This is a genomic window from Aeromicrobium sp. YIM 150415 (genome assembly GCF_016918125.1).
Taxonomy (GTDB): domain Bacteria; phylum Actinomycetota; class Actinomycetes; order Propionibacteriales; family Nocardioidaceae; genus Aeromicrobium; species Aeromicrobium piscarium.
Window position 1 is genome coordinate 57,661 of the sequence record NZ_JAERWM010000031.1, and the last position, 19,961, is coordinate 77,621.

A 19,961-nucleotide genomic window follows, 5' to 3' on the forward strand; every position below is an offset into this window, starting at 1 on the left:
CACCGGCGTCGAGGTCATCGGCCAGCTCCACCCCTTCGGGGAGCCCGTGGGCGCCGACGTGGTCTCACGGTTCTACGACTCGATGGGCAACACACTCGATTACGTCTACGAGCTCGACGGCGACCTCCTGACGATCTGGGCAGGCGCCAAGGGCGGCCCGGCCTATTTCCGCGGCAGCCTCAGCGACGACGGCCGCATGCTCGACGGAGCGTGGGTCTATCCGGGTGAGGGCGGCTACGCCTCTACGATGACGCGTCGCTGACACCGACCCGCGGCGCCGATCCGGTCGCCGGCGCGGAGGGCTGTCCTCGTCGGGACCGGACGGAGCCGGGGGTCCGGCCGATGATGCGGGTAAAGGCGCGGTTGAACGCCGCCTCGGACTGATAACCCAGTTCCGTGGCGAGCTTGGCCGCGGTGACATCGTGTTCGCGCAGCCTCGACGCGGCGATGTTCATCCGCCAGCGGGTGAGATAGGCGATCGGAGGGTCGCCGACGAGCTCGGTGAATCTCGCGCTGAACGAGGACCGTGACATCGCGGCGACCTGGGCGAGACGATCGAGGCTCCACTCGGCCCCGGGGTCCGCGTGAATCGCCTCGAGCGTGCGTCCGATCCGCTCGTCTTGCAGAGCGCGGAGCCAGCCGGTCGCCCCCTGGGCGTCGCCGGTGATCCACGAGCGGATCGCTTGCACGACGAGAATGTCGGCCAGACGCGTCGCCACGGCCTCTCCCCCGAGGTGCGGGTGGGCGAGCTCGCCGGCCATGAGCCGCAGGGTGTCCCGGACGGAGGAGGCCGCGGAGACGGTGTCCCCGCCGATGGACAAGACGGCGGGCAGCGTGCGCATCAGCTCGCGCGCGGCCGGATCGTCGAACGAGACGATGCCGCAGATCAGCTGTGCCGCACGACCCGAACCGCCGTGCCGAAGCATGGAGTAGTGCGCGCTGAGGTACTCCTGCGGAAGCAGATCGACGCGGGGGCCTCGTGACGCGCCGGCATCGCTGAGCAGGTCGTGACCCCGCCCGTGGGGCACCAGGGCGAGGTCTCCCGCGCGCAGCTCGATGGGTTCGGCATCGGGCAAGCGGAGCCAGCACGCGCCCGCCGTCACGACGTGGAAGCTCACCGAGTCGTCGACGGCCGGCATCTCCAGCGCCCACGGCTCGCTCAGCTCGGCGTGGCAGTAGAACGTCCCACTCATCCGGAGGGTGTGCAGCACACGCGCCAGCCGATCGCTTCCCTCCGTCCGTTGCCTCTCCATCCCGTCATCGTGCCACAGCGACGATCCGGGCCGATCGGACGAATGAGCAAGAATCTCGCACCGATGGACATGGTTCTGCCGACCAAGGAGACCTAGCGTCGATATCACCGTCAATACCGACAACACGGGAGGAACCACCATGTACGTCGTAGCAGGAGCAACAGGCCGCGTCGGGTCGGCTACCGCGAGGAATCTCATCACCGCCGGGGTCGAGGTGCGCGTGCTGGTTCGCCGTGGGGCCGACGCGGAGGCGTGGGAGGCGCGAGGCGCTGAGGCACGGGTGGTCCAGCTCGGGGACCGAGTGGCGCTGGGCGATGCGCTCGGCGGCTGCTCTGGGTTCTTCGTGCTGCTGCCGTTCGACCTCACCGCCGACGACCTCGACACCCACGCCGATGCCCTGATCGCGTCGATAGCGGGCGCGGTCGCCGACCGGCGCGTGCCGCATGTGGTCATGCTCTCGTCCGGAGGCGCCGACCTGGCGGAGGGCACCGGCCCCATCGCCGGGCTGCACCGGTTGGAGCTGGCGCTGCTGGCCACCGGGACCATCGTGACCGCCTTGCGCTCGGGGCACTTCCAGGAGAAGGTCGCCGATGTGCTCGGCGCTGCTCGCGACGCCGGGGTCTATCCCGTGTTCGCGGCCTCCGCCGATGTGCCGCATCCGATGATCGCCACCCGGGACCTCGGCGGCGTCGCAACCGAGTCATTGCTCGTGCCGCCGGCAGGCAGCGAGGCGGTGGACGTCATCGGGCCCGTCTACACCGAACGCGATGTCGCCTCGGCGCTCGGCGACGCACTGGGGCGGGAACTGCGCGTCGCCACCATGCCGGCGGAGGCCTGGGCCGGAGCATTGGTGCGCGAGGGGTTCCGCCCGCACATCGCCGAGAGCCTGGCGGAGTTGTATCGAGCCGATGAGGAGGGCCTGCTCGCACCCAGAGGCGATCGGCAGGTCCAGGTCACGACGGGCATCGAGACCACGATCGCGCGGTTGCTCGCGCCGTCCGCGTGAAGGCCGCTGTGATGGCAGCGCTCGACACGATGCTCGTGGTGGCTCTCGTCGCGAATGGATTGCTCGCGGGCCTGTTCTTCGCCTTCTCCTGTGCGGTCAGCCCGGCCCTCGGCCGCCTGGACGATCGCTCCTTCGTCGAGGCGTTCCGCTCGATCAACACCGTGATCGTGAACGGATGGTTCCTGGCGGTCTTCCTCCTGGCTCCGCTGATGGCGGTCGCGGCGGCAGCCACGGCGGGCCTGAGCCATCGCCCGTCGTTCTGGTGGCTCGTGGCGGGCGCCGCCTGCGCGGTAGCGACCTTCGTCATCACCGCAGCGTTGAACGTCCCGCTGAATCAGGCCCTGGACGCCGCGCTGACCACGACCACCGCACAGTACGAGACGACGCGCACGGCCTTCGAGACGGCGTGGAACCGCTGGAATCTCGCCAGAACCCTCACCAGCCTCGGAGCGCTGGCCCTCCTCGCCGGCGCGAGCGTCAGATAGCGGACGGTGGTCGGGCACGCGACCCGTGACCGGGCCCGCATGAGGTCCGTTAGCGCCCGCGCCAACGCCGTGTGTATTCCGTAAGGAGGTCTTCGCTCCGTCCCTCCGGCGTGAGGTGATCGGGAGTAGCACCGCGATGCGAGGTGCCGTGCCGGACCACCGACGGTTCCCAGAACGGAGTCTCCCGTGCTCGACCTCGTCACCTCGTCGTCAAGGCGGTGGAGAAGCTGTGATCGTCTTCCAGATCGTCAGCGGGGCGCTGGGCATCGCCGGCCTGCTGACGTTGGCGCTGATCCTCGGCCTCCTCTATCGCCCGCTCGGCGAAGGACTGGAAGGTCGAGCCCCACCGAATGGCAGGTGCTCGAACTCCTCCTGCGCAATCCCGGCCAGCGCATCACCCGCCACACCATGTTCACGGAGCTCTGGGGCAGCGAGCACATCACCGACACCGGTTACCTCCGCCTGTACATCGCTCAACTCCGCACGACTGGTCCCGACCGCCAGGGAGGACCTCGTCACCGTTTCCGGGCGAGCCGGTGGAAGAGCCGCCGAGGACGGCCTTCACGGAGAGGTGGCTCCTCCTGGGCCTCCGGGCGGGCCTCCTCGGCCCGCTTCGCCCGCCGATCGGCCCAGGCTGCCACCGCGGCGTCGATGTCACGCGGCATGGTGATCAGCGGCGGCCCCACCGGTAGTTCGTAGCGGGCCCGGATCACCCGCTGGTTGAACTCATCGACCTCGCGGCGCACCGCGGCCTCGTCCGGCATCTCGTCGAGACGGTCGTCGAGCGCGGCATCGTCTTTGCGCAGCTGGATGGACGGCGGCAGCAGCACGATGCGCTCCCGTTCCATCAGGCTCCTCAACCACCAGTCGGGGTCGTGGCGGTCGGGGAGGTCGAGCGGCTTGCCGCTGCCGGGCAGGTCGTCGAACTCGCCACGGGCGATCGCTCGGCGGATCTGCAGGTCGGCGAGCAGCGCGATCGCCACCTCGTCGTCGATCGCGAACGCACACGGGTCGTAGAACGCCGGCTGCTCCCGATCGTCCATCGTCGCCTCCCGTCAGTTTTTCCAGTCACATGTATTATGTCACGCGTATGGAAAAAGAAGGGAGGTGCTGAGGTGCCGAAGCAGGTGGACCATCATGAACGACGCGAGACGATCGCGCAGGCACTGTGGCGGGTCGTCGAGCAGCAGGGCTGGGAACGGGCGACCATGCGCGAGGTCGCTCGCGAGGCCGGGGTCTCACTGGGGCAGCTGCAGCACTACTTCACCTCGCGAACGGCGATGCTGACCTTCGCGATGCAGTTCGCCGCCGATCAGACAGCCGAACGGATCACACGAGGCCTGGACGCACTCGACCACCCGCCGCACCCGAGAGAGGCCCTCCGGGTGGCGATCACCGAGATGCTCCCGCTGCGCCCTGGGGCACGCGCTACGAGCCGCATGAACACCGCGTACGTCCTCGAGGCGCTGCACGACGAGGCGCTGCGCACGCAGGTGTCCGCCGGATTGCGCGACGGGCGCGCCATGGTCGAAGGCCTCATCCGTGAGGCGATCGCCGACGGCCACATCGCATCGGACCGCGATCCGGCCGTCGAGACCGACCTCATCCTCGCGCTGACGGGGTTCACTCCGTTGCTCGAACTCTCGGTCATCACGCCCCAGGCCGCTCTCGCCGCCGTCGACCTGCACCTCGATCGACTCTTCTCCCCCGCCCCCTGACGGCGGGCCGGTCGGCTCTGCCGGCCCTTGCGTCGGCCTCTCTACCGATGCCGGCGGGGACGGTAGGTGAGCTCCTGGATGCGCCCATCGAGCGTGTGGCTCTCGATGAGCTCCAGGTCGAAGTCGGCGGCTCCGGCGAACACCGGTGCGGCGCCGGTGAGTCCGCTGAGCACCGGGAAGATCGTCACCTGGATGCGGTCGACGAGTCCGGCCGCCAGCAGCGACCAGTTCAGGGCAAGACTGCCGTGCGAGCGCAGCGGGCGTTCCGACTCGGACGTGAGCCGGGCCACGATGTCGGCGGCATCACCCTCCTCGACACGGAGGTCCGGCCACTCCAGCGGTCCGTCGAGCGTCGACGAGATCACGGTGGTGGGCAGGAACTTCATCCTGGTGTTCACCGGATCGCTCGACTCCGACTCATGGGTCAGCGAGCCGAGGTAGTGCTGGAACATCCGGAAGGTGTTGGCGCCGAGCACGAGCCGCTGTTCCTGGTCGTACTGGTCCGCCCGGCGGCTGAGGAACTCGGGACCCTGCTTGCCCCAGTACCCGCCCCAGTCGCCGTCGTCGGTGAAGGAGCCGTAGCCGTCGAGCGTGCAGAAGACGTCCCAGGTGTAGGTAGCGGTCATGCCGTGCCTCCGAATGCCGAGCCGGGGCCCGGGGGCAAGGGCGCATCGAGCACACGCGGCCGGTAGTCGAGCAGCTGGGTGCCGCGATCGAAGGTGCGGGCCGCGATGAGGTCGAGGGCGAGATCCGGGTAGCCGTCGTAGACACGCTCCTGTCCGGTCTTCCCGGTGATGACGGGGAACACGACGACGCGGAAGCGGTCGACGAGGCCGGCGCGCAGCAGGGATCGCGAGAGCGTGAGACTACCGATGGTCGAGAGCGGATGTGTGCTGGTCTGCTTCAACTCGCGCACCGCGTCGACGGCATCGCCGCGGATGAGCCTCGAGTTCTCCCAGGCCAAGGGTTCTTCCAGGGTGTTCGAGAAGACGACCTTCCGCACCGCGCCGAGCGCGTCGACACCTTCGGTCTGCGTGGAGGCGAAGCCGTGCATCAGTCGGTAGGTCTTCGCGCCCATGAGCAGGGTGCGGTCAGCGGAGGAGTCTTCCTCGAGCCAGGCCAGGTACTCCGGGCCTTCGAGCCCCCACCAGCCGGGCCAGCCGTCGGCGGCGCCGTAGCCGTCGAGGGAGGTGATGTAGTCGACCATCAGTTCCATGCGCTCTCCCCTTCCGAGGGCGTCCGACCCTTCGATCAAACTTTACTTAGTAAAGTCCTGTTTCCTTAGTGAAGTCAAGTGGTAGTGTGCGCGCCATGGCGAACCGGGACTACGGCCAGTTCTGCGGACTGGCGCGCACGGCGGAGATCATCGGCCAGCGCTGGACGCTGCTGATCCTGCGCGACCTGCTCGTCGGCCCCCGCCGCTATTCCGATCTCGCAGCGGGATTGCCCGGCATCCCGTCGAATCTGCTGTCCACTCGGCTCAAGGAGCTGGAGGCGGACGGTCTGGTCACGCGCGAGGTACGTAGCGGCACGGATCGCGCGGTCGTCTACGCCGTGACCGAGCGCGGTGCCGAGTTGCGGCCCGCCCTCGACGCCTTATCGCGATGGGGGGCCGCCGACATGCGCGAGCCGCGCGAGGGCGAGATCGTCACCGAGGCGTCGCTGATCTCGGCACTGCGAGTGGCGTCCGACGGCGGAAGCCCTCCCACGAAGCCCGTCGCCTTCACGGTCACCGCCGGCGACGTCGTGGTCCACGCTCGCGGCGGCGACGGTGTCGTGGAGGTCGGGGCCGGGCCTGCGGATGACGCCGACCTCGTCGTCACAGCCGGACCGGGCTTCCGCGACCTGCTGGCCGGGGCCGTCGACCCGGCGAGCGCACTGGCCGAAGGGCTCGTGACGGTCGACGGAGACCGCGCACTGCTGGACGACTTCGTCGCCATCTTCCACGTCCCGTACCGCCCGGGCGGGTGATCCGACGGAGGTGGGTCAGGCGGTGATGTTGGCGCTGTCGCCACCGGTCGCCGCGAAGCTCGTGCCGCTGACCATCCGCGCTTCCTCGGAGGCGAGGAAGACGACGAGCGGGGCGACATCCTCAGCCTCGACCCACGGCACTCCCAGCGGAAGTTTCCTCTGCTGGGCGGCGGCCGCGGTCTGCTCGTCCTTCTCGACATCGCCCGTCGGCTCGTTGCCGCCCGAGCGGATGATCTGCGCGTAACGATCCTCGTGCCGGGTGAGCGCGGTGTCGATGAGGCCGGGGATGACCGCGTTCACGGTGATGCCGTACTGGCCGAGTTCCAGGGCGGCGGACTTCATGAGCCCGAGGAGTCCCCACTTCGAGGCCGAGTAGCCGCTGCCGTCGAGGGTGCCGTGCTGACCCTGGGTCGATGAGGTGATGATGATGCGGCCGCCGCCGCGTTGCACCAGGAGCGGTGCGGCGATGCGGAGCACATTGGCGGTGCCGGTGAGGTTGATGTCGATCTGGTCGTGCCACACCTCGTCGCTCATCTCCAGCAAGGGCGCGAAGCCCTGGATCCCGGCATTGGCGAACACGACATCGATGCCGCCGAATCGGTCGACGATCTGCGAGAAGCCGTCCTGGACCGCGGACTTGTCGCGCTGGTCGAAGACCACCGGCAGCCACTCGGCACCGGCCTCCTCGACGAGCCGGCCGGTCTCGGCGAGGTCCTCGGGGGTGGCCGGCCGGTAGTCCATGGCGGAGCTGGCGAGCGCTGCGATATCGGCGCCGGCGACCCGGTATCCGGCCTTCGCGAGGGCGACCGCCGAGGCACGGCCGATCCCTCGTGCCGCACCGGTGACCACTGCTACCCGACTATCACTCATCGCTCGCTCCTCGCTCGATCCGTCGCCTTCCACGGTAATCCGGCAGCCCGGTCATGCCACCCGAGCGACCGCTGCTCGTCGTTGCAGCGGGACCGTCCCGGAAGGCGTCAGCTTCCACCCTCGGCGGTTTCGCGTTCACGTCCGATCTTCTCGCCCTGCTCGAAGCTGTCGACCTGGGTGACCGTGTCGGCGATACCGAAACGTCGCAGATCCTCGGGGCCGTACAGTCGTTCGGGGTCGATGAGATAGACGTGTCGGCCTTCCTGCGCGAAGGCGTCCATGACCTTGGCGATCATCAGGAGAGCCACGACCTTCGCCTCGACGACCTCCGTGAGGTCCACGACCACGTAGCGGTCGTCGATCCGATCCGAGGACATGCGTCGAACGACCGACTCCGCAGCCACGAAGTCGATGACTCCTTGGAGGCGGTACATGGCCGCCGTGCCGTAGTCGTTGGAGATGTAGTCCGCCGAGATCGCCTCGCGCAGGGCGAGGTGTCCGGTCTCGGGGATCCTCATGAGATGCAGGCTCAGATCGCGGGCGAGCCGCTCGAAGGCCGCCACGCCGCGGACGCTGTTGCCGTGCACGTCGAGCCGTGGGGAGAAGGTGGCGATTCCGAGTCGTCCGGGAGAGGCGCCCACGATCCCACCTCCGACGCCGCTCTTGGCCGGCACGCCGACGGAGGACACCCAGTCGCCGGCGGCGTCGTACATGCCGCACGTGGTCATCACCGACAGGACGTGCCCCGCGGTCTCCTCATCGAGCACGCGCTTGCGCGTCACCGGCTGGATACCTCCGGAGGCGAGCGTCGCTCCCATCAGGGCGAGGTCCTTCGCGCAGACCTGCAGCGCTCCCTGGCGGACATAACCGTCGACCGCGACATCGGGTTCAGCGTCCAAACCGCCCAAGGCTCGCAACATGTTGGCGATGCCGCGATTGCGGTAGGCGGTGGCGAGTTCGGAGGAGTAGGCGCCCTCGTCGACGTCCAGTTCGCGCCCCGCGCAGTCGCCCATGAAGCGCCGTACGGCGTCGAACTTCTCCTCCGCGGACTCCCCCGGCGCCAGAGCGAAGGTACCGATGGCGCCGGCATTGATCATCGGATTGGCCGGGCGGCCCTTCTCGTCGACCGAGATGGCGTTGAAGGCGTCGCCCGATGGTTCGACTCCGACGTGGGAGAGGACCTCGTCGAGTCCTCGTTCGCGGATGGCCAGGGCGTAGGTGAAGGCCTTCGCCGATGATTGGATGGTGAAGACCCGGTCGGCGTCACCGGCGACATACACCTGACCGTCGAGCATCGCGAGCGCGATCCCGAACGGATCCGGATCAGCACTGGCCAGCTCCGGGATGTAGTCGGCCAGCTCACCGGAGTCTTCGGGGCGGATCTCATCGACGATGGAGGTGAGGTACGGCTCGATCGGAGAACGCATGGCCCGAGGCTAACCCGTCCGCGCAGGGGACGCCGGGGGTCGAACGACCGATCGCCTCCTCGGGCACTCCGGCAGTGATAGTGGCGCTGTCGCCGCCTTCGTATCCTCGAAAGCACTCCCAAAGGTTCACGCCGATGTCGAGGCGGCATATGACCACATCGACACCGACCGGCTCGACGAGCACCAGACGAGCCTATGTTCAAGCCTGGCCGGCTCCGCGGGACATGAACGAGTAGCCGGTGATCACATCGACAGCAGTCCATGTGGCCAGCAAGATGGCATGCATGACCTCGACACTCTCCCTGCCTGGTCCGGACGCAGATTGCCGTCATACTAGGTGCGGTGACAGGCTCCTAGTTCTTAGTCGTCGGCAGTCACGATGACCGGCGTCCGTCCCATGATGCCGGCGGACTGGCCCGAGGTCGAGCGCATCTACGCTGAGGGCATCGCCACCGGGCATGCCACCTTCGAGGCTGAGCCACCTCGATGGGAGGCCTTCGACCAGGGCAAAGTCCGCAGCCCCCGCCTGGTCGCCACCGACGGGACCGGGGCGGTGATCGGATGGGCAGCGGGCTCGCCGATCTCCACGCGCGCGGTCTACCGCGGGGTCATCGAGCACTCCCTCTACATCAGCGAGGCCGTGCGTGGTCGCGGAGTAGGCGGACGTCTCCTCGGCTCGTTCATCGACGCGGCGGACGAGGCAGGCTTCTGGACCATCCAGTCGTCGCTATTTCCCGAGAATGTCGCCAGCCTCCGCCTCCATCGTCGGCACGGATTCCGCATCGTCGGGATCCGCGAGCGGATCGCCCAGATGAGCTATGGCCCGTTGGCCGGGAGCTGGCGCGATACCGTGCTCATCGAGCGCCGACGGAGCACGTGAACAGACCCGCTCAGCGGAGCCGCCGCTCGCGGGGGTGAGGGTTCAATATCGGGCTGGATCGAGTGAGCCGGCGAGGACCGCCAAGGCATCGGGGACGAGACGGTAGTAGGCCCAGCGGCCACGCTGTTCGCGGGTGACGAGCCCTGCGTTGACGAGGAGCTTCATGTGATGCGAGACGGTGGGTTGGCTGAGGCCGACCGGATCGGTGAGGTTGCAGATGCAGGCTTCGCCGTCACCCGCTGCGGCGATGAGGGACAACAAGCGGACTCGGGTGGGATCGCCCAGCGCTTTGAACCTGGTGGCGAGTATCGCCGCTTCGCTCGGATCCAGTGCTCCGCCGGTGAGGCGCGAGCAGCACGCTCCGGTATCGGAGGTCGGGAGGATCGGCAGTTCAGCGGTCATGCTGGCCAGTGTGCCACATATTGACATTCGTCGATACATAGACGAGAGTCGATGCATTGATGTTCTTCGATAGGAGGCCGTGATGAGCACGGAGGATGCTGTAGTCGAGCAGGTACGCGAGCGATACGCAGCCGCAGCCGCGGCGGTTCGCAGCGGGGTCGACCATGAGCTGTTCGAGGAGTCGCAGGAGCAATCGTCCTCCGGGGCGTCGTGCTGCGCCGGCGGCCAGGTGGAGGTCGGGGACGCGTTCGGAGCGACGTTGTATGCGGCGGAAGATGCCGTGCAGCTGCCGCCTGAGGCGGTCGCGGCCAGCCTGGGGTGCGGCAACCCGACGGCGGTGGCCGCGTTGGCCGCTGGGGAGCGAGTCCTCGATCTCGGTTCCGGTGGCGGGATCGACGTGCTGCTGTCGGCCCGGAGGGTGGGGCCGGACGGCTTCGCATACGGGGTCGACATGACGGACGAGATGCTCGACCTGGCGCGCACGAATGCGGCCAAGGCCGGTGCGGAGAATGCGGAGTTCCTCAAGGGCACGATCGAAGACGTCCCCCTGCCGGACGGCGCGGTAGACGTCGTCATCTCGAACTGTGTGATCAACCTGTCGGTGGACAAGCCGAAGGTCATCGCCGAGATGTTCCGCGCGCTTGCGCCCGGCGGCCGGATCGGGATCTCCGATGTCGTCGCGGAGGATCACCTCTCCCCCGCCGACCGAGCCGACCGGGGCTCCTATGTCGGTTGCATCGCGGGCGCCCTGTCGAGACAGGAGTATCTCGACGGCCTCACCACGGCCGGTTTCGCCGGTGCGGAGGTGGAGTTCACCCACGAACCGGTTCCTGGCATGCACGGGGCGATCATCCGAGCGACGAAACCGGGCGCATGACGCAGACGACGAGCGGTGGGCTCTCGACGACCGATCGATGGCTGCCGGCGTGGATCGCCGCCGCCATGGCCCTGGGGTTGGCTCTCGGTCGGCTGGTTCCGGGGCTCGATGACGCATTGAGCAGCTGGGAGATCGGGTCGGTCAGTGCGCCGATCGCGGTCGGGCTGCTGGTGATGATGTATCCGGTGTTGGCGAAGGTCCGCTATGACCAGACCCGCACGGTGATGGCCGACCGGGCGCTCATCGTGCTCTCGCTGGTGCTGAACTGGGTGGTCGGTCCGGCACTGATGTTCGCATTGGCGTGGCTGATGCTGCCCGATCTTCCCGAGTACCGCACGGGGCTGATCATCGTCGGATTGGCGCGGTGCATCGCGATGGTCCTGATCTGGAACGATCTGGCCTGCGGTGACCGTGAGGCCGCGGCCGTGCTGGTCGCGATCAACAGCGTCTTCCAGCTGATCGCGTTCGCCGCGTTGGGTTGGTTCTACTTGCAGGTGCTGCCCGGGTGGCTCGGGCTGGAGACGACGTCGGCGAGTTTCAGTATCACCGCGATCGTCGTCAGTGTGCTGGTCTTCCTCGGTATTCCTCTCCTGGCCGGTTTCGCGAGCCGCGTCATCGGCGAACGGGTCAAGGGCCGGAATTGGTATGAGCAACGCTTCCTGCCGGTGGTCGGTCCGTTCGCCCTGTGGGGTCTGTTGTTCACGATCACGCTGCTGTTCGCACTGCAGGGGGACGCGATCCTTCGTCAGCCTCTCGACGTCGCGCGCATCGCGCTGCCGCTGTTGGCGTATTTCACGCTGATGTTCACCATCGCGTGGATTGCCGCGCGGGCGGTCGGTCTCGCCTACGAACGCACCGCCACGGTGGCCTTCACCGCGGCCGGCAACAACTTCGAACTAGCGATCGCCGTCGCCATCGGCACCTTCGGGGCGACCTCCGGCCAAGCACTGGCCGGCGTGGTCGGGCCGCTGATCGAGGTCCCCGTGCTCGTGGCCTTGGTCTACGTCGCACTCGCCCTACGAGAACGAGAGAACGCGACCCCATGAACCAACCCACCGTCTTGTTCGTCTGCGTGCACAACGCCGGCCGCTCCCAGATGACAGCCGGGTTTCTGCGGCATCTGGCCGGGGACACCGTCACGGTGCTCTCGGCCGGTTCCGCGCCCGCCGACCAACTGAATCCGGTCGCCGTCGAGGCGATGGCTGAACTCGGCATCGACATCACCGCCAACCAGCCCCAACTGCTGTCCGATACCGCGGTGCAGGCCGCCGACGTGGTGATCACGATGGGATGCGGCGACGCCTGCCCCTACTTTCCGGGAAGGCGCTACGAGGACTGGGAGCTCGATGATCCAGCCGGTCAACCCATCGAAGCCGTCCGCCGCATCCGCGACGCGATCAAGGCCAAGATCGAACACCTCGTACGCGAACTCGTCGAGTGACGTGGACAACGCCTCACCCGGCCGCTGGCCTCCGCATTCAGCGAATTCACGCCCCTGGAACGACGAAGCCTCCGAACCCTCGAGGGCTCGGAGGTTTCCTATGTCCTGAGACATCACAACGTCGGGCTGACAGGATTTGAACCTGCGACCCCTTGACCCCCAGTTGTCCCCGCAAGGTCTAAACCCTGGTTTTCCGGTGATTTCCACGCGTCAGAGGGCACATTTCACGTCATGGGACGCATACATTGCATGATTTTGGTCCCGCTTTGGTCCCGGTCAACGTAGGGAAGGACCGGGAGAGCCGATCGGCAGGCCCGACCCCCGATTGCCCTTCGCGTGACCCACTGTCAAAGCAACTGCATACACGAGCTGGCACACACTTTGCTGAGAGACTGATACACCAGGCCTTCGGCTGCAACGAACGTCGATCGGCGATCTAGAGACAGGACGGTGCCCCTGATGTCACGAGTGACTGTGCCGGACTCGCATCCGCTTGCTCACATCAAGCTTGTCTCAGTGGACTACGAATCCGGCACAGTCTCGATCCTCCGCACCGATGGCCAGATACTGATCGACACGATTCCAGTCCAACCCGGCAAGGGTCTAGTCAGAAGGTCGACCTTCATCCCAGCCGATTCGCTCATGGAGATCAATGCAGAAGGCGAGACCCTTAGGATGGTTCTGGGAACCGCGCCGGAACTGGTCACCGCGCCAGTCGTCTACCTCGACCAGAATCACTGGATCGATTTCGCCAGATGGCAAAAGAATCCCAGCTTGGTTGACCGTCTCAAAGTCCCGTTCTTCGAAACCTTGGCAAAAGCAGCCAACGAAGAACGGGTCATCTTACCGCTCTCAAGCGCCCATCTCGTGGAGACCAAAAAGCGAGGAGGGACAAGCAGACTAGAACTCGCGGCCACGATGCTGCGCTACTCACGTGGATGGCAGTTCCGGACCGTACTTGGACTTCGTCGTGCAGAACTACGGGCCATGTTTGGTGGTGCTGCCGTAGCCAAAGAAGACGCCGTAACCCTAGCGCCTGAAGCGATCTTCGATATGGCTACTGACCGATCCATCGACCGAGAACTCGGACCGGAAATCGGGGGCCTTATACGACGGCAAACTTGGGCAAACGTACTTGTCAGCCTGCTTCTCGACGACCAACCGGATGCCGACAATGGGGCTGGAGTAGCCATACAATGGGCTGAGTCCTTCGCTCCCCTGGCAAACTCGCTGAGAGACAACGCGAGAGCAAAGCCCTGGTCACGCGACTTGACCCGCGCGCGCTTCTTTTCAGATCTCGGAACCGACCTACCGGGGGCTGCCAGTGAGTCTGGCATGAGCCCCGAGCACTTCAGTAAGTGGCTCCAAAACGATGCAGAAACTGCGGTCGCCGCGACACCTGGCCTCGGCCGACTTCGCGAGGTCATGCACCTACGTCTCTCGAACGCTGACGACAAGTGGGAACGAAACGATCTCAACGACTGGATGTACCTGTCCTACGCCGCTGGATACTGTGATCTCGTCCTGGGTGAAAAGAAGAGCATCAACTACCTGCGGCGAGCAGCCCCCAGGTGCTCACCTGGGGCAATCCTGCACCGCCGCGCACCCGAAGCACTCCTGGACCTTGAGACGTTGCTCAAACCATCCTGAAAGCGCAGCCGCCCCGGCGATCGCCGTGCGTCGAGCTACTGCATCGTGTCGGTCGAGGAAGCTCCTTCAACACCAAGATCTGGCACCCGTCCCTGGAGAAAGCCGGCATCGAGGTAACTCCGCAGAACGGCACTTCCGTGGTACGCCAGCTCTATTCCGGAACCTTGCCCGACGCAGGCGAATCGACCAAGGCACTCGTTGAGTACCTGGACCTTGCCGACCGGTTTCGCCCTTCGCACCTACACTCCTGCCGACGTCGATCGAGCGGACCCGAGAGGCGACCGTAGCGACTGCCTCGACCAGAACACTTAAGGCTCGGCTCGGTCGTTCGGCGCGTTCGAAGCAGACTCGACGGCTCCGAGCGTGTCAGCCAGAGACTGACACAAAGTCTTTTGACCGGCTCGGGTCGCGACGATGAGGATCAGCACGACGGCTGGCGCCAGGACAGTCGCGGCAATGCCAATGTGGGGCGAAAGAACGGTGGCGATAACCCCGGCCGAGAATACCTTCCCCGCTCCGAGACTCTCTTTCAGCTGCGCACGCTCCTCCTCGTATCCGCTGTCCGAACAGAGCAGGTTCTGCATTTCGATCAGAGTGTTCTGAACAAGCCGCTCGCCCGTCTTCTTCATGCCACCGAACGGCGCAGTGTCCGACTGCCCCGAGGACTCGAGCCAGGCCTTCGCCACCTCCTCCGGTGGTCGAGAAGCAAGCATCGCGCTCACGACGCTCGCCTGATAGGCCGGGAGGCTCGAAAGCAAATCAGCTTCCGACGTTGAACGGAGGGCCTCGTCGAAACTCAGCGCTGTCATAACATCTCGCTCACATACTCGGCCGAGATTGCATGCGTCGTCTGATGCAACGTGGCGGGATCGACGCCGCCGAGACTGATGCCTCCCCCACCTCCAGGCGCGTAACTCCCGATCAGGACGGCAACGATCTGGGTCATCGACGCGTCGAAGACGGGGCCCCCAGACTGCCCCTCACGAGCTTGCGTGTTGAGAACTATGTGCTTGCTCTTGACGCTTTCATTCGCGATCAGAACTCGAGCGCCGACATGCGCTCGCTGCTGAGTGAGAATCATGCGTCCGAAGTTCAGGTGCGGGAACCCCAGCGTGACGATGCTTGCGCCCGGAGGAACAAGGTCGGCACCCGCTAGTGAGTACGAGAACTGAAGCGTGGCATTTTCGGGGAGTTCGAGCACACAGAGATCTCGCACAGGATTCGCGGCGGCGATGGTTACAGTAAGCATGCGCACCTGTTGGTCCGTCGTATCTTGATATTCCGCGATGCTCTTAAATCTAGGCATGATGATTACCAGCCCATCGTCGCGCGCGCCCGTGACGTGGAACGCCGTCGCGAGCTTCCGCGGCCCAACAGCAAATGCAGTCCCCAACGGTTCGATCCCAGTGGCGCTCTGCCTGCCAACAGCGAAAGTCACTTGACTGTAGTCGATCATCATCGGCGCTCCTTGAAACTTGTACTTACGTTCAACGAACATCTCGCAGATTGCAGGTCACGTAGTGGTCATTTTCGAGCGAGTCGCGGCGAATCGCATTTTTCGGGTGCCATCGTAGTCCCGGTTTGGTCCCGGCTTGTCACAACCAGGCATCAGCTGCACGGCTCCGGGGCCAGTCTGTCGGGACCACAAACAGGCCTGCGTTTACCCACCTAGACATGACAATGCCCTGGTGAGAGAAAGCCTCTCACCAGGGCAAACACGTCGGGCTGACAGGATTTGAACCTGCGACCCCTTGACCCCCAGTCAAGTGCGCTACCAAGCTGCGCCACAGCCCGTGACAACTCGACGATACTAGCGCACCCTCGCGAGTCCCGAGCAGGGAGGTCCGCCCTCAGCGGCCTTGAGCCATCGATAAAACGGAGTAGACTCATTAATGAGCGCAAGTTCAGATCCGAGGTGAGAGGGATGGCCGTCGAGAGCGGGCGTCGCGAGCGCAATAAGGCGCAGAAGCGTGAGCGCATCACCGCCGCCGCCAGTCGCCTCTTCGCCACCCAAGGCTTCGCGTCCACTACCACCGCCCAGGTCGCCGAGGAGGCGGACGTCTCGCACGGCACGCTCTTCCGCTACGCCGCCAGCAAGGCCGAACTGCTGCTCCTCGTCGGCAACACCCGCTTCCGCGAATCGCTGGACTCGGGCCGCGCCGCGTGCGCGTCCACCGATGACCCCGTCGAGCGGCTCACCGCCCTCGTCTCCCCCATGGCCGGCGACACCCTCTCGCTCGAGAACCTCGCCGCGTACCAGCGCAATGTCCTGGACGGCTCGCCGGACGAGGAGCACCGGGCCGAAGCACTGCGCCTCGTCGACGAGCTCATCGCGACCATCGGTGCCATCCTCCGCGACGCCTGGCCCTCCCCCGACGCACCCGATCCCGCCGTCGCCGCCGAGGCCCTCTACGCCACCCTCCACGTGCTCATCCTGCGCACCGAACGCGAGCAGCTCGACAGCTCCGCGTTCCTCCACGACTTCCACGAACACGCCACCCTCGTCGTCCGCGGATACCTCACCACACCCAGAGAGAGGACATCACCATGACCACGTTCACCCACGTCACCGTGCTCGGCACCGGAGTGCTCGGATCGCAGATCGCGTACCAGAGCGCCTACGCCGGCTTCCAGGTCACCGCCTGGGACATCGACGACGACGCCATCGCCGCCGCCAAGAAGCGCTTCGCCGGCCTCGCGAAGACCTATGATGCCGAGGTCGAGGGCGCCAAGGACGGCAAGTCCGCCGCCGCGCTCGACCACATCGCCTACGCCACCGACCTCGCCGAGGCCGTCAAGGACGCCGACCTCGTCATCGAGGCCGTCCCGGAGAACCCGCAGATCAAGACCGACACCTGGACCAAGGTCGGCCAGGCCGCACCGGAGAAGACGATCTTCGCCACCAACTCCTCCACGCTGCTGCCCAGCTCCTTCATGGACGCCACCGGCCGCCCCGAGAAGTTCCTCGCGCTGCACTACGCCAACCGCATCTGGGTCATGAACACCGCCGAGGTCATGGCGACTTCCAAGACCGACCCCGACGTCTACCGCCAGGTCGTCCGGTTCGCCGAGGAGCAGGGCATGGTCCCGATCGAGGTCAAGAAGGAGCAGCCGGGCTACGTGCTCAACTCCCTGCTCGTGCCGCTCCTCAACGCCGCCGGCGCCCTGTACGTCAACGGCGTCGCCGACCCCGAGACGATCGACAAGACCTGGCGCATCGGCACCGGCGCCCCCAACGGACCGTTCCAGATCTTCGATGTCGTCGGCCTCACCACCGCCTACAACATCTCGAGCATGAGCGAGGACGAGACCCAGCGGAAGTTCGCCGAGATCCTCAAGCGCGACTTCATCGATCACGGCAAGCTCGGCGTCGCGACGGGCGAGGGCTTCTACACCTACCCGTCCGAGTCCTGAGACTCATCGGCTGACCGCTCGACTTTTGCCGGGTTGTGGCCCCCAAACGCCATCGGCGAGGGCCGCAACCCGGCAAAAGTTGCACCGGGCGTGCAGGGTGGGTCAGCCGCGGGTGATGACGGACCGGAGTGTCTCCTCATCGCGAGCGACGACCGCGGTGCCGTCACTTGCGGTGATGATGGGGCGCTGGATCAACTTCGGGTTCTCGCTGAGGACGCGCACCCACTCGTCGCGATGCTCTCCATCTTTCGCCGGGAGCTCGACGCCGAGCTTCTTGGCGTCGGGGCGGCGGGCGATGTCCCACGGGTCCAACCCGAGCCGCCCCAGGACGTCCTCGATCTCCTCGACCGTCAGCACGTCCTCCAGGTACCGGCGGATCACGTACTCACTGCCCGCCTCATCGAGGGCGCTCACGGCAGTACGGCACTTCGAACACGCGGGATTGACCCAGATCTCGATCACGCCACCACCCTAGAGGGCTCGCCTGATCCTGGCGGCAGACCATCAACGTCACGAAGGCGGTTTGACGTTGACGAGCTACCGCCACCGGGGACGTAGGGTTGATGACCTACCGCCACGAGGGGCGTGGGGTTGACCAGCTACCGCCACTCGCGACGAGAGGTTGATGGCTTACCGCCGCCGGCCGCGCTTCTCGCGCACCCGCTGCTGGATGTGGATCGGGCTGCCGACGAAGCCGAACTCCTCGCGCAGACGCCGCTCGATGAACCGCAGGTACCCGGCCTCGAGCTTGCCCGAGGTGAACAGCACGAACGTGGGCGGCGCGGTCGACGGCTGCGTGCCGAAGAGGATCTTCGGCTGCTTGCCGCCACGTACCGGGTGCGGATGCTCCGAGACGAGCCGTCCCAGGAACGAGTTGAGCGCACCGGTTGGCACGCGCGTCTCCCACCCCTCCAGGGCCGCGTCGAGTGCCCGCACCAGCCGGTCGACGTGCCAGCCGGTCAGTGCGGCGATGTTGATCCGCGGGGCCCACGGCACCTGCACCAGCTCGCGGTCGATCTCGCGCTCCAGATAGTAGCGACGCTCCTCATCGACGAGGTCCCACTTGTTGAAGGCGATGACCAGCGCACGACCGGTCTCCTCGATGGAGTTGATGATGCGCACGTCCTGCTCGCTCATCGGCTCGCTGGCGTCGACGATCATCACCGCCACCTCGGCACGCTCGATCGCCGTGCTGGTGCGCAGGCTCGCGTAGTACTCGTGTCCCGAGGCCTCCTTGACGCGGCGACGAATGCCGGCGGTGTCGATGAAGGTCCACTCCCGGCCACCGAGCTCGATGATCTCGTCGACCGGATCGACCGTGGTGCCCGAGGCATTGTCGACGACGACCCGCTCCTCGCGCGCGAGCTTGTTCAGCAGACTCGATTTGCCGACATTCGGTTTACCGACGATCGCCACACGACGCGGCCCCTCGGGAGCGTCGAGATCCTCCTCGGGCGGATCGGGCAGCGCATCGAGGATGGCGTCGAGCAGGTCACCGCTCCCCCGGCCGTGCAACGCGGAGATCGGCATCGGCTCACCGAGACCGAGATTCCACAGCGCCGCCGCCTCCAGCTCGCCGCGCTGATCATCGACCTTGTTGGCCGCGAGGATCACCGGCTTCTTGGACGCACGCAGGAGCTTGACCACCCGCTCGTCGATATCGGTGATGCCCACCCGGGAGTCGACGACGAACAAGATGGCGTCCGCCACCGTCATCGCCACCTCGGCCTGCTGCGCGATGCGCTCGGCCATGCCCTTGGCATCGGGGTCCCAGCCGCCGGTGTCGACCACCGTGAAGGTGCGGCCGTTCCACAGTGCGTCATAGGAGACCCGGTCGCGAGTCACGCCCGGGGTGTCCTCGACCACCGCCTCGCGGCGGCCGATGATGCGGTTGACGAGGGTCGACTTGCCCACGTTGGGGCGGCCGATCACGGCGAGGACGGGCTGTTCGGACACCCCACGATCCTACCGATCCTCCCCTGGGCGGCCAGCACCCGTGACGTGGTGGACTGGACCAGTGGGCCTGCGAGAGATGACCGCCGACGACCGCGACGCCGTCACACGCTTCCTCCACGAGGCCGACCTCACGCTCAGCGGCCTCGATTCCCCCTCGCTCCGCCTCTGGATCGACCGCCGCGATGACGAGATCGTCGGCTGCACCGGCTACGAGCTGAGTGAGGATCGCGCCCACGTGCTCGTGCGGAGCGTGGCTGTCTCACCCGTCGCGCGTCGTACCGGCCGCGGACGCGAGCTGGCGCGCTTCGCTCTCGATCAGGCAGCCGGCGACGGGGCACGCACCGCCTGGCTCTTCAGCCGTCGTTCCGGCCTGTTCTGGGAGAGCCTCGGATTCGCCCACGCCGATCGCGACGAGCTCGCCACCGTCCTCGCCGGTACACATCAGGTCCGTCTCTTCCGGCGGACGGGTCAGCTGGAACGCGAGATCGCCTGGTCGTGCTCGCTGGCCGATCACACGGACTGACTACCTCGTGCCCCGGGCGGGGGGGGGGCCCCCCCCCCCCCCCCCCGGCCCCGGGGGGGGGCCCCCCCCCCCCCCCCCCGGGGGGGGG

General features: G+C 66.6%; 24 protein-coding genes, 1 tRNA gene and 1 pseudogene. 14 read left to right on the top strand and 12 right to left on the bottom strand.

Features of this window, described 5'->3' with window-relative positions; all coding sequences use genetic code 11:
* Positions 1-46 precede the first annotated feature (46 nt).
* Positions 47-262 (top strand): hypothetical protein, encoded by a 216-nt coding sequence (locus JL108_RS18185; protein WP_205199539.1) that lies wholly within the window; start codon positions 47-49, stop codon positions 260-262.
* On the opposite strand, the gene JL108_RS18190 is transcribed toward JL108_RS18185, so the two are convergent.
* Complete coding sequence (locus JL108_RS18190) at positions 243-1,451, bottom strand: AraC family transcriptional regulator (protein WP_307837317.1); 1,209 nt, start codon at positions 1,449-1,451, stop codon at positions 243-245. The genes JL108_RS18185 and JL108_RS18190 overlap by 20 nt on opposite strands.
* Here JL108_RS18190 and JL108_RS18195 point away from each other — a divergent pair.
* The 3 genes and pseudogenes from JL108_RS18195 to JL108_RS20645 all read left to right on the top strand — a co-directional run.
* The gene (locus JL108_RS18195) at positions 1,393-2,259 is read left to right on the top strand and encodes an NAD(P)H-binding protein (protein WP_205199541.1); all 867 of its coding nucleotides are present in this window, start codon (positions 1,393-1,395) and stop codon (positions 2,257-2,259) included. The two genes, JL108_RS18190 and JL108_RS18195, sit on opposite strands and share 59 nt — an antisense overlap.
* A gap of 11 nt (positions 2,260-2,270) precedes the next feature.
* The gene (locus JL108_RS18200) at positions 2,271-2,744 is read left to right on the top strand and encodes a DUF1772 domain-containing protein (protein ID WP_205199542.1); all 474 of its coding nucleotides are present in this window, start codon (positions 2,271-2,273) and stop codon (positions 2,742-2,744) included.
* 186 nt (positions 2,745-2,930) lie between these two features.
* Positions 2,931-3,218 (top strand): annotated as a pseudogene (locus JL108_RS20645) (winged helix-turn-helix domain-containing protein); the annotation flags it as partial.
* A 41-nt stretch (positions 3,219-3,259) separates the two neighbouring features.
* Here JL108_RS20645 and JL108_RS18210 read toward each other — a convergent pair.
* Positions 3,260-3,787 carry a DUF1992 domain-containing protein gene (locus JL108_RS18210; protein ID WP_205199543.1) on the bottom strand — a complete coding sequence of 176 codons (528 nt, stop codon included), beginning with the start codon at positions 3,785-3,787 and terminating at the stop codon, positions 3,260-3,262.
* 72 nt (positions 3,788-3,859) lie between these two features.
* Here JL108_RS18210 and JL108_RS18215 point away from each other — a divergent pair, with 72 nt between their 5' ends.
* Positions 3,860-4,462, top strand: a complete 603-nt coding sequence (locus JL108_RS18215) for a TetR/AcrR family transcriptional regulator (RefSeq protein ID WP_205199544.1) — start codon at positions 3,860-3,862, stop codon at positions 4,460-4,462.
* Positions 4,463-4,503: 41 nt separating this feature from the next.
* Here JL108_RS18215 and JL108_RS18220 read toward each other — a convergent pair whose 3' ends face one another.
* Positions 4,504-5,088 carry a dihydrofolate reductase family protein gene (locus tag JL108_RS18220; RefSeq protein WP_205199545.1) on the bottom strand — a complete coding sequence of 195 codons (585 nt, stop codon included), beginning with the start codon at positions 5,086-5,088 and terminating at the stop codon, positions 4,504-4,506.
* Entirely contained in the window at positions 5,085-5,678 is a 594-nt protein-coding gene (locus JL108_RS18225) for a dihydrofolate reductase family protein (protein WP_205199546.1), read from the bottom strand. Before JL108_RS18225 ends, JL108_RS18220 begins: the two co-directional genes overlap by 4 nt.
* A gap of 95 nt (positions 5,679-5,773) precedes the next feature.
* Between JL108_RS18225 and JL108_RS18230 the strand changes: the two genes are divergently transcribed.
* A complete protein-coding gene (locus JL108_RS18230; RefSeq protein WP_205199547.1) occupies positions 5,774-6,433 on the top strand; it encodes a helix-turn-helix domain-containing protein in 660 nt (219 codons plus the stop codon).
* Positions 6,434-6,448: 15 nt separating this feature from the next.
* Here JL108_RS18230 and JL108_RS18235 read toward each other — a convergent pair whose 3' ends face one another.
* Complete coding sequence (locus JL108_RS18235; protein ID WP_205199548.1) at positions 6,449-7,303, bottom strand: SDR family NAD(P)-dependent oxidoreductase; 855 nt, start codon at positions 7,301-7,303, stop codon at positions 6,449-6,451.
* A gap of 107 nt (positions 7,304-7,410) precedes the next feature.
* Positions 7,411-8,730, bottom strand: coding sequence for a glutaminase A (glsA, locus tag JL108_RS18240; RefSeq protein ID WP_205199549.1), 1,320 nt, complete (start codon positions 8,728-8,730; stop codon positions 7,411-7,413).
* Between the two features lie 379 nt (positions 8,731-9,109).
* Between glsA and JL108_RS18245 the strand changes: the two genes are divergently transcribed.
* Positions 9,110-9,610, top strand: a complete 501-nt coding sequence (locus JL108_RS18245) for a GNAT family N-acetyltransferase (protein WP_240191470.1) — start codon at positions 9,110-9,112, stop codon at positions 9,608-9,610.
* A gap of 42 nt (positions 9,611-9,652) precedes the next feature.
* On the opposite strand, the gene JL108_RS18250 is transcribed toward JL108_RS18245, so the two are convergent.
* The gene (locus JL108_RS18250) at positions 9,653-10,012 is read right to left on the bottom strand and encodes a metalloregulator ArsR/SmtB family transcription factor (protein ID WP_205199550.1); all 360 of its coding nucleotides are present in this window, start codon (positions 10,010-10,012) and stop codon (positions 9,653-9,655) included.
* An 82-nt stretch (positions 10,013-10,094) separates the two neighbouring features.
* Here JL108_RS18250 and arsM point away from each other — a divergent pair, with 82 nt between their 5' ends.
* The 4 genes from arsM to JL108_RS18270 all read left to right on the top strand — a co-directional run bounded on the left by arsM (position 10,095) and on the right by JL108_RS18270 (position 13,980).
* Entirely contained in the window at positions 10,095-10,889 is a 795-nt protein-coding gene (gene arsM, locus JL108_RS18255) for an arsenite methyltransferase (protein ID WP_205199551.1), read from the top strand.
* Entirely contained in the window at positions 10,886-11,935 is a 1,050-nt protein-coding gene (arsB, locus tag JL108_RS18260; protein ID WP_205199552.1) for an ACR3 family arsenite efflux transporter, read from the top strand. Before arsM ends, arsB begins: the two co-directional genes overlap by 4 nt.
* The gene (locus JL108_RS18265) at positions 11,932-12,330 is read left to right on the top strand and encodes an arsenate reductase ArsC (RefSeq protein WP_205199553.1); all 399 of its coding nucleotides are present in this window, start codon (positions 11,932-11,934) and stop codon (positions 12,328-12,330) included. Before arsB ends, JL108_RS18265 begins: the two co-directional genes overlap by 4 nt.
* Positions 12,331-12,789: 459 nt before the next feature.
* The gene (locus JL108_RS18270; RefSeq protein ID WP_205199554.1) at positions 12,790-13,980 is read left to right on the top strand and encodes a hypothetical protein; all 1,191 of its coding nucleotides are present in this window, start codon (positions 12,790-12,792) and stop codon (positions 13,978-13,980) included.
* 308 nt (positions 13,981-14,288) lie between these two features.
* Here JL108_RS18270 and JL108_RS18275 read toward each other — a convergent pair whose 3' ends face one another.
* The 3 genes from JL108_RS18275 to JL108_RS18285 all read right to left on the bottom strand — a co-directional run bounded on the left by JL108_RS18275 (position 14,289) and on the right by JL108_RS18285 (position 15,774).
* Entirely contained in the window at positions 14,289-14,789 is a 501-nt protein-coding gene (locus tag JL108_RS18275) for a hypothetical protein (RefSeq protein WP_205199555.1), read from the bottom strand.
* Positions 14,786-15,439 (bottom strand): serine protease, encoded by a 654-nt coding sequence (locus JL108_RS18280; RefSeq protein ID WP_205199556.1) that lies wholly within the window; start codon positions 15,437-15,439, stop codon positions 14,786-14,788. Before JL108_RS18280 ends, JL108_RS18275 begins: the two co-directional genes overlap by 4 nt.
* A gap of 261 nt (positions 15,440-15,700) precedes the next feature.
* Positions 15,701-15,774, bottom strand: a tRNA-Pro gene (locus tag JL108_RS18285).
* Positions 15,775-15,904: 130 nt separating this feature from the next.
* Here JL108_RS18285 and JL108_RS18290 point away from each other — a divergent pair.
* Together JL108_RS18290 and JL108_RS18295 are read left to right on the top strand one after the other, a co-directional pair.
* Positions 15,905-16,531 (top strand): TetR/AcrR family transcriptional regulator, encoded by a 627-nt coding sequence (locus JL108_RS18290; RefSeq protein WP_205199557.1) that lies wholly within the window; start codon positions 15,905-15,907, stop codon positions 16,529-16,531.
* Positions 16,528-17,394, top strand: coding sequence for a 3-hydroxyacyl-CoA dehydrogenase (locus JL108_RS18295; RefSeq protein ID WP_205199558.1), 867 nt, complete (start codon positions 16,528-16,530; stop codon positions 17,392-17,394). Before JL108_RS18290 ends, JL108_RS18295 begins: the two co-directional genes overlap by 4 nt.
* 102 nt (positions 17,395-17,496) lie before the next feature.
* Here the strand turns inward: JL108_RS18295 and JL108_RS20565 are convergent, their stop codons facing one another.
* The gene (locus JL108_RS20565; RefSeq protein ID WP_307837319.1) at positions 17,497-17,856 is read right to left on the bottom strand and encodes an ArsC/Spx/MgsR family protein; all 360 of its coding nucleotides are present in this window, start codon (positions 17,854-17,856) and stop codon (positions 17,497-17,499) included.
* A 168-nt stretch (positions 17,857-18,024) separates the two neighbouring features.
* The gene (der, locus tag JL108_RS18305; RefSeq protein WP_143914811.1) at positions 18,025-19,350 is read right to left on the bottom strand and encodes a ribosome biogenesis GTPase Der; all 1,326 of its coding nucleotides are present in this window, start codon (positions 19,348-19,350) and stop codon (positions 18,025-18,027) included.
* Between the two features lie 76 nt (positions 19,351-19,426).
* Here der and JL108_RS18310 point away from each other — a divergent pair, with 76 nt between their 5' ends.
* Positions 19,427-19,873: a GNAT family N-acetyltransferase gene (locus JL108_RS18310; protein WP_205199559.1), complete on the top strand. Its 447-nt coding sequence runs from the start codon at positions 19,427-19,429 to the stop codon at positions 19,871-19,873.
* The last annotated feature ends 88 nt before the right edge of the window (positions 19,874-19,961 follow it).

Excerpts from the sequence above, each read along its gene's own strand:
- JL108_RS18195 (WP_205199541.1), top strand. The coding sequence starts at position 1,393 with ATGTACGTCGTAGCAGGAGCAACAGGCCGCGTCGGGTCGGCTACCGCG.
- JL108_RS18190 (WP_307837317.1), bottom strand. The coding sequence starts at position 1,451 with ATGAGATTCCTCGCGGTAGCCGACCCGACGCGGCCTGTTGCTCCTGCT.
- JL108_RS18200 (WP_205199542.1), top strand. The coding sequence starts at position 2,271 with ATGGCAGCGCTCGACACGATGCTCGTGGTGGCTCTCGTCGCGAATGGA.
- JL108_RS18210 (WP_205199543.1), bottom strand. The coding sequence starts at position 3,787 with ATGGACGATCGGGAGCAGCCGGCGTTCTACGACCCGTGTGCGTTCGCG.
- JL108_RS18220 (WP_205199545.1), bottom strand. The coding sequence starts at position 5,088 with ATGACCGCTACCTACACCTGGGACGTCTTCTGCACGCTCGACGGCTAC.
- JL108_RS18225 (WP_205199546.1), bottom strand. The coding sequence starts at position 5,678 with ATGGAACTGATGGTCGACTACATCACCTCCCTCGACGGCTACGGCGCC.
- JL108_RS18230 (WP_205199547.1), top strand. The coding sequence starts at position 5,774 with ATGGCGAACCGGGACTACGGCCAGTTCTGCGGACTGGCGCGCACGGCG.
- JL108_RS18235 (WP_205199548.1), bottom strand. The coding sequence starts at position 7,303 with ATGAGTGATAGTCGGGTAGCAGTGGTCACCGGTGCGGCACGAGGGATC.
- glsA (WP_205199549.1), bottom strand. The coding sequence starts at position 8,730 with ATGCGTTCTCCGATCGAGCCGTACCTCACCTCCATCGTCGATGAGATC.
- JL108_RS18245 (WP_240191470.1), top strand. The coding sequence starts at position 9,110 with ATGACCGGCGTCCGTCCCATGATGCCGGCGGACTGGCCCGAGGTCGAG.
- JL108_RS18250 (WP_205199550.1), bottom strand. The coding sequence starts at position 10,012 with ATGACCGCTGAACTGCCGATCCTCCCGACCTCCGATACCGGAGCGTGC.
- arsM (WP_205199551.1), top strand. The coding sequence starts at position 10,095 with ATGAGCACGGAGGATGCTGTAGTCGAGCAGGTACGCGAGCGATACGCA.
- arsB (WP_205199552.1), top strand. The coding sequence starts at position 10,886 with ATGACGCAGACGACGAGCGGTGGGCTCTCGACGACCGATCGATGGCTG.
- JL108_RS18265 (WP_205199553.1), top strand. The coding sequence starts at position 11,932 with ATGAACCAACCCACCGTCTTGTTCGTCTGCGTGCACAACGCCGGCCGC.
- JL108_RS18270 (WP_205199554.1), top strand. The coding sequence starts at position 12,790 with ATGTCACGAGTGACTGTGCCGGACTCGCATCCGCTTGCTCACATCAAG.
- JL108_RS18275 (WP_205199555.1), bottom strand. The coding sequence starts at position 14,789 with ATGACAGCGCTGAGTTTCGACGAGGCCCTCCGTTCAACGTCGGAAGCT.
- JL108_RS18280 (WP_205199556.1), bottom strand. The coding sequence starts at position 15,439 with ATGATGATCGACTACAGTCAAGTGACTTTCGCTGTTGGCAGGCAGAGC.
- JL108_RS18290 (WP_205199557.1), top strand. The coding sequence starts at position 15,905 with ATGGCCGTCGAGAGCGGGCGTCGCGAGCGCAATAAGGCGCAGAAGCGT.
- JL108_RS18295 (WP_205199558.1), top strand. The coding sequence starts at position 16,528 with ATGACCACGTTCACCCACGTCACCGTGCTCGGCACCGGAGTGCTCGGA.
- JL108_RS18310 (WP_205199559.1), top strand. The coding sequence starts at position 19,427 with ATGACCGCCGACGACCGCGACGCCGTCACACGCTTCCTCCACGAGGCC.